This is a genomic window from Neobacillus paridis (assembly GCF_016765675.1).
In the GTDB taxonomy this organism is placed as follows: domain Bacteria; phylum Bacillota; class Bacilli; order Bacillales; family Cytobacillaceae; genus Neobacillus; species Neobacillus paridis.
In genome coordinates this window covers 1-6,524 of sequence record NZ_JAESWB010000088.1, presented here as the reverse complement: position 1 = coordinate 6,524, position 6,524 = coordinate 1, and the positions used below count along the sequence as shown (strand labels likewise).

Below are 6,524 nucleotides of genomic sequence, written 5' to 3'. Positions count from 1 at the left end.
TTGAAAACCATTTGACATCCCTTACCGGATATGAAGTAAAAAATCCATGGAAGTTTCGCTAAAAAAATAAGAGGGCTAGGTTGAAAGCACTTGCCAGTGAATTTACACATAAACAAGGACTTGACTGGTTTTTCCACAATAAAGTGTTCATTGGACCATCCCATGAGCAATTCACTGAGGCCTTTTCCCAAAAAACTGTTCATTGGACCATCCCATGAGCACACTTCACTGAGGCCTTTCCCAAAAAACTGTTCATTGGACTATCCCATGAACACTTTAATTTTAACTTAGCAGCGGTGCTCTGCTTACTTCCCGCGAAGGACTACGCGGCGGATTTTCCCTGATTCAGTTTTGGGAAGTGCGTCCATGTATTCAATCTGCCGCGGGTATTTATAGGGAGCTGTTAAATTTTTCACAAATGACTGCAGCTCTTTTGTTAACTCAGGTGTGCCGGAAATTCCATCTTTCAAGACAACGCAGGCTTTGACAATATTGCCGCGAATTGGGTCGGGCGCAGCCACAACGGCGCATTCTTTAATGGATTTATGTTTCATTAATGCATCTTCGACTTCAACAGGCCCAATCGTATAGCCGGAGCTGATGATGACATCGTCTTTGCGGCCTTGGTACCAGAAATAGTTTTCTTCATCTTTATAGGCACGGTCCCCGGTTAGAAAATAATCACCGCAATGAGCAGCAGCCGTTGCTTCGGGATTTTTATAGTAGTGTTTAAATAGCGCTGGAAAGTCACTGCGAATCGCGATCGTTCCAACCTGCTTGAGCGGCGCTGGCTGGCCATTTTCATCAACGATTTCAACAAATTCCGGCAGCAGCGGCTGGCCCATCGATCCCAGCTTCGACTCGTCCTTATTTACATTAGCTATTAATAACGTGCTTTCCGTCTGTCCGTAACCATCACGAATGAGGATCCCGCATTCCTTTTTAAAAATATCGATGACTTCCCGATTCAGTGCCTCACCCGCGGATACCGCCGTGTGCAGCTTCGAAAGATCAAAAGTTCCAAGGTCATCATATTTGGCCATCATTCGATATTCTGTTGGTGTGCAACAGAGGACATTGATTTTTTGATCCTGCAGCAGCTGCAAAAATTTATGCGGCTGGAAACGGCCATGATAGACAAAGCCGGTGGCCCCGGAACCCAAAATCGATAAAAACGGACTCCAGACCCATTTTTGCCAGCCGGGCGCAGCGGTTGCCCAGACAAGATCATTCTCCCCGATATTCAGCCAATACTGCGCGGCAATGCGGATATGGGCATAGCCCCAGCCATGGGTGTGAACAACCCCTTTTGGCTGACCTGTTGTTCCCGAGGTATAGGCTAGAAAGGCGGAATCCTCCCGCAACGTATCCGCATCGGGAAAAGTTTCTGGTTGTCCGTCTGTCAGTTCTGCCATAGAGAGCCAGTTTGGAACCTCTCCTCCAAAGGCAATCTGATATTTCAGAAACGGCGTCTCCTCCTGGATTTTTTCAAATTCCTTCACAAAAGGAGCATAGCAAATTACCGCTTTTGCCTCTGAATGATTGAGGCGGTAGACTAAATCCTTGGCCCGCAGCAATTCGGAAGCAGGGCTGATCACAAGTCCGGCCTTTAGGCTGGCAAGATAGATCACATACGTCTCAATCAGGCGGGTCGTCATCACAATCAACTTGTCACCCTTTTTCAACCCGAGTGAGGTAAAACCATTGGCCAGCTGATTCGCCCGCCGATTCAAAGCATCATACGTAATTGTCCGGGATTCCCCCGATTCATCCTCCCATCTTAAAGCCACTTTGTCCGAAGTATGTTTGGTAATTTCACTGGCGACATTAAAGTGTTCCGGTGCGATTAATGAATCCAAATTCACTAGTGTCAATCCCCATTCATGTAAAATTTTTAAAGACTTAATACACAGACTGCTAATTACTTATACTCTACTTTTATCACCTACTAATAATATCAGCTTTTAAAAATTTTTTAAAGTTTCACCTCCCGGCAATATTTGACTCCAATAATGTAGGAATTTTTTTCCATCCAATGGAAATAGTTTAATGGTGTTGCAACGAAATATATCAGTAACTAGATGTATTGGTTCAAATAGCGTAAACTATTTGAAAAGGGAAAATAAACTTTATGGTTCAATGTAATGCAGCCTTTCTTATACAACGGCAGCAAAAATTAATGAAAGTGATTTAAAATTTGTAAAGGAGACCAGAGGTATGACAGAATTTTGGGAATCAAGTTTTATCGAAAATCAAATGATGTGGGGATTTGAACCTTCAGACTCTGCCATCTTGACAAAGGACTTTTTCCTGGAAAAGAAAGTGAAGAATATCTTGATTCCTGGTATTGGTTATGGTAGAAATGCGAAGGTTTTTATTGACAACGGAATAAATGTAACAGGTATTGAGATTTCAAAAACAGCAATTGCATTAGCAAGGCAAAATGGGCTTGATATTAGTATTTTTCATGGTTCAGTCACCGATATGCCCTTTGATCACAAGCTTTATGATGGGATCTTTTGTTATGCACTTATTCACTTATTGAATAAACATCAGAGAGAGAAGTTTATTAAAGATTGCTATCATCAGTTAAAGCCCAACGGATATATGATTTTTACGACTATTTCAAAAGAAGCCCCCATGTTTGGAAAGGGCACACAACTGGGGAAAGATTATTTCGAGACACCGGCTGGGGTAAAAATGTTTTTTTATGACTCTGATTCAATCAAACAAGAATTTGGAAACTATGGGCTGATAGAGATTTCAGAAATTGTAGAGCCACATAAGAATATGGAAAATAAACCTCCATTTAAATTTTTAATGATAAAATGTCAAAAAGAACGATCATTATAATGGCCTAGGCCGGTCCCGCCCTTTTCCGAAATGTCCCTTGACAATTTTCTCCATTCAGCCTATTCTATAGGTGAATTAGATATTTCCTGATAAAGGAGTATGTTGTATGTTAGGTGTTGTTCTTAACTAATCCAATCAATTGGATAGATTCATTCCCGGTCAACCTTTTCGTTTTTTTGAGGAGCGAAGAAGGCTTATTCGGCTATGGGTTGGGAATGAGGTTAAGAACAATGGCACGACATCGGCATACTTTTTATTTTCCAATGCTGCTGTGTACATTTTTGTAGACAGTTTTTATTTTGGATTTATTGGAAGAAGTATGGGGATACCATGGGCGGCGCTGCTGCCCGTGTATGTAAGCCGCAATGACATTGTTCATTGCGGCTATTTTATTTTTCGGGAGGAAACCAAAATGAACCAGAACACATTTAAGACATTGGAATTCAAACAAATTAAAGACGCCATTGCCCATTTTGCCTTAACAAAAGAAGGTAAGGAGAAAATCGCCGACCTGACACCTTCTTTTAATAAAAGAAATATTGAAGCCCTNCGATGGCATGGAGCAGCTGCTTGGAAATTTGAATAAAGGCGCGCCGTTAAGGACTGATCAGTTCATGAAGCTTTATGACTTTTTGGATTGCTGTGGCAAGATGCGCCGGTTTATGAAGGATAAGTCGTTTATTGCGCCGCGGGTCTCTGTCTACATTGATGCGATCGAGGAATTGCCGGAGCTGGAAGCTGAAATCAGCCGCTGCATCCGCAATGGCCGGGTCGATGATTATGCCAGCAAGGAGATTCTGAAAATCAGAAAGCAAATAGCGATACAAGAAGAGCGGCTCAAGGAAAAAACAATACAGCTGGTCCGCTCCAACAAGTATAGGGCCTACTTGCAAGAAAATGTCGTCAGCCAGCGGAATGGCCGCTATGTCATTCCGATAAAAAAGGAATACCGCAACAAAATCAAAGGCACCGTACTGGATACGTCCGCCTCGGGGGCAACGCTGTTTATTGAGCCGGAAGAAATCGCGGTTTTCATGGATCAATTAACCTGGCTTATCGCCGATGAAGAGGTTGAGATAGAAAAGGTACTGATCTATTTAACCGGATTGGTGGAAGCCAAAGAGCCGCAGCTCCGCCTCGCAATGGAAACCATGATTCATTATGATTTTTTGTTTGCCAAAGCTAAGTATTCCCGCTCGATTGACGGTTCCACCGTTAGGATCAATGAATCCGGCGCGATTGAATTGATTGCGGCAAGGCATCCCCTTTTGGGCGATAAAGCTGTACCCTTAACAGTTAAGCTGAACGGCGAGCAGCGGGCTTTGGTGATTACCGGGCCGAATACCGGAGGAAAAACGGTGACAATCAAGACGGTCGGACTGTTAACATTAATGGTGCAATGCGGTCTTCATATCCCAGCTTCAGCGGAAAGCAGCTTAAGCCTCTTCGAACGGATCTTAGTTGATATTGGCGACGGGCAAAGCATTGCCGATAATTTAAGCACGTTTAGTTCAAGAATCGTCAATATCATCGAGATTTTAAAAGAAACGAACAGCCGGACGTTGGTGCTGCTGGATGAACTCGGCTCAGGAACGGATCCCGGTGAAGGAATGGGACTCGCAACCGCCATTTTGGAGATGCTTTTTGAAAAAGGAGCCGTAATCTTTGCGACGACACACTACAGTGAGATTAAGGAATTCGCCGAAACACATGAGGGCTTTTTAAACGGATCGATGGAGTTTGATTTAACCACTTTGAGCCCGACCTACAGGTTAATCATTGGCCGCGGCGGTGAAAGTCAGGCATTCGCAATTGCGCTTAAGCTCGGTATGCACCCGAAAATCATCGAAAGAGCGCATGCCATCACCTATAAAGAAGTGAAACAGTATCAAACGGAGGCAACGGAAGCCTGGAAACACCGGGATATGGAGAAACAAGTAATCGTAAACAAGTACAAAGACAGGCAAAAGCCAACGGTCAATGCTGAAAAGCAAGTGCCGCTTTATCGCCAAGGGGATAACGTAAAAATTTCACCCACAAACGAGTTCGGTATTGTCTACACCGGCCCCGACCCACAGGGAAATTATGTTATTCAGGTGAAAGGAGAAAAGCTGTCGATCAACCATAAGCGGTTAAGTCTCTATATCGCCGCTTCCGAGCTGTACCCGGACGACTACGACTTCGACATCATTTTTAAAACAAAAGAATATCGCAAAAAGAGCAAAGTCCTCTCCAAGCGGCATGATGAGAACATCATAATCGAGTATGAGGAATGATGCATGGGAGGATAATTCCTAAAGAGACGAAATTATGGTATCAGATAATTTTGTGTAATTACTTTTGAAAAAGTATAGATTTTGTCACAATTTGTGTAGCTAAGTGTAGATGTCTATTATGACGATTAGAATGTTCCCTGTAAAAGCCCCGATTAATTATTCAGACGGCTCTTGTGCCCACGCATCCTTAGTTCTAATTAAAAAAGGCTCCGTTAAATAGTATTGTTGATATTCAGCTTAATAAAGGACATCCATTAAAGATGTCCTTTTAACTACTCTTTAATACTGGAAAAGCATCCTTGTTATCAAGGTAACCTTTTACATTTGTTGCCAATGATGAGTTATATGATCAATTAAACGGCAAAGTAGATGTTGACAAAATTGGTGATGCAGTTCGTCCAGATAAAATTCTAACCGCTGTACACCAAGGTTTCCACATCGCTCGCAGCATCTAATAACATAATCAGGCAGGGTCAATTTTCTAGTCCAACCTAGGCAGCAAGTTGACCCTTTCTGTTTCCATGATCTTCTCCCCCCTTCCTTAAAAAATATAGAAAAAAGAATCCAACCTCCCTCAGAATGCTCAGCTGCAATCCGAATTAAAAAAATGGAAAACGTAATTGACAGCCTGTCCATCCTAACAGGCCCAACTGCAAGTAAAAAATAGGCTTCTTTGATATAATTCGAGTGGTCCTAACACGGTGTTGCAACCAATTAATGCAAATCTTTATTTCATGTATAATAAGATATGGTGTTTGATGATGAAAAAAAGAACAATAAAGAGAAATAACAGAATAAATCAGGTCATTTATTCCATATTACCAGTAGACAGGACTATTTTATCATCAGTGCTTAATTGAATTTACTTTTGGCCCGACTCAATGAACACTTTCTTAGGGAAGAGCTCCAGCTATGTGCTCATAGCCACTTCCTATGAACACTTTTTTGTGGAAGAGCCCCAGCGAAGTGCCCATGGACCGGTTCAATGAACACTTTCTTAGGGAAGAGCTCCAGCTATGTGCTCATGGCCACTTCCTATGAACACTTTTTTGTGGAAGAGCCCCAGCGAAGTGCCCATGGACCGGTTCAATGAACACTTTCTTAGGGAAGAGCCTCTGCTATGTGCTCATGGCCACTTCCTATGAACACTTTCTTAGGGAAGAGCCTCTGCTATGTGCTCATGGTGCTATCCAATGAACACTTTCTTAGGGAAGAGCCTTAGCAAAGTGTTCATGGCACGATTCAACGAACACTTTATTGCGGAAGAACCCCAGCGAAGTGCCCATGGACCGGTTCAATGAACACTTTCTTAGGGAAGAGCTCCAGCTATGTGCTCATAGCCACTTCCTATGAACACTTTTTTGTGGAAGAGCCAGTCAAGTCCTTGTTTATGTG

At 42.7% G+C, this 6,524-nt stretch carries 3 protein-coding genes and 1 pseudogene; 2 read left to right on the top strand and 2 right to left on the bottom strand.

What is annotated here, in order from left to right; translation table 11 throughout:
- Window positions 1-203, bottom strand: a 203-nt coding sequence (locus tag JK635_RS24170) for a hypothetical protein (protein ID WP_235887929.1), incomplete at its 3' end; no start/stop codon positions are given.
- Between the two features lie 102 nt (window positions 204-305).
- Entirely contained in the window at window positions 306-1,865 is a 1,560-nt protein-coding gene (locus JK635_RS06010) for an acetate--CoA ligase (RefSeq protein WP_202653078.1), read from the bottom strand.
- A 352-nt stretch (window positions 1,866-2,217) separates the two neighbouring features.
- Between JK635_RS06010 and JK635_RS06005 the strand changes: the two genes are divergently transcribed.
- The gene (locus tag JK635_RS06005; RefSeq protein ID WP_202653077.1) at window positions 2,218-2,853 is read left to right on the top strand and encodes a class I SAM-dependent methyltransferase; all 636 of its coding nucleotides are present in this window, start codon (window positions 2,218-2,220) and stop codon (window positions 2,851-2,853) included.
- Between the two features lie 412 nt (window positions 2,854-3,265).
- Window positions 3,266-5,129 (top strand): annotated as a pseudogene (locus JK635_RS06000) (endonuclease MutS2).
- Window positions 5,130-6,524: the final 1,395 nt, after the last annotated feature.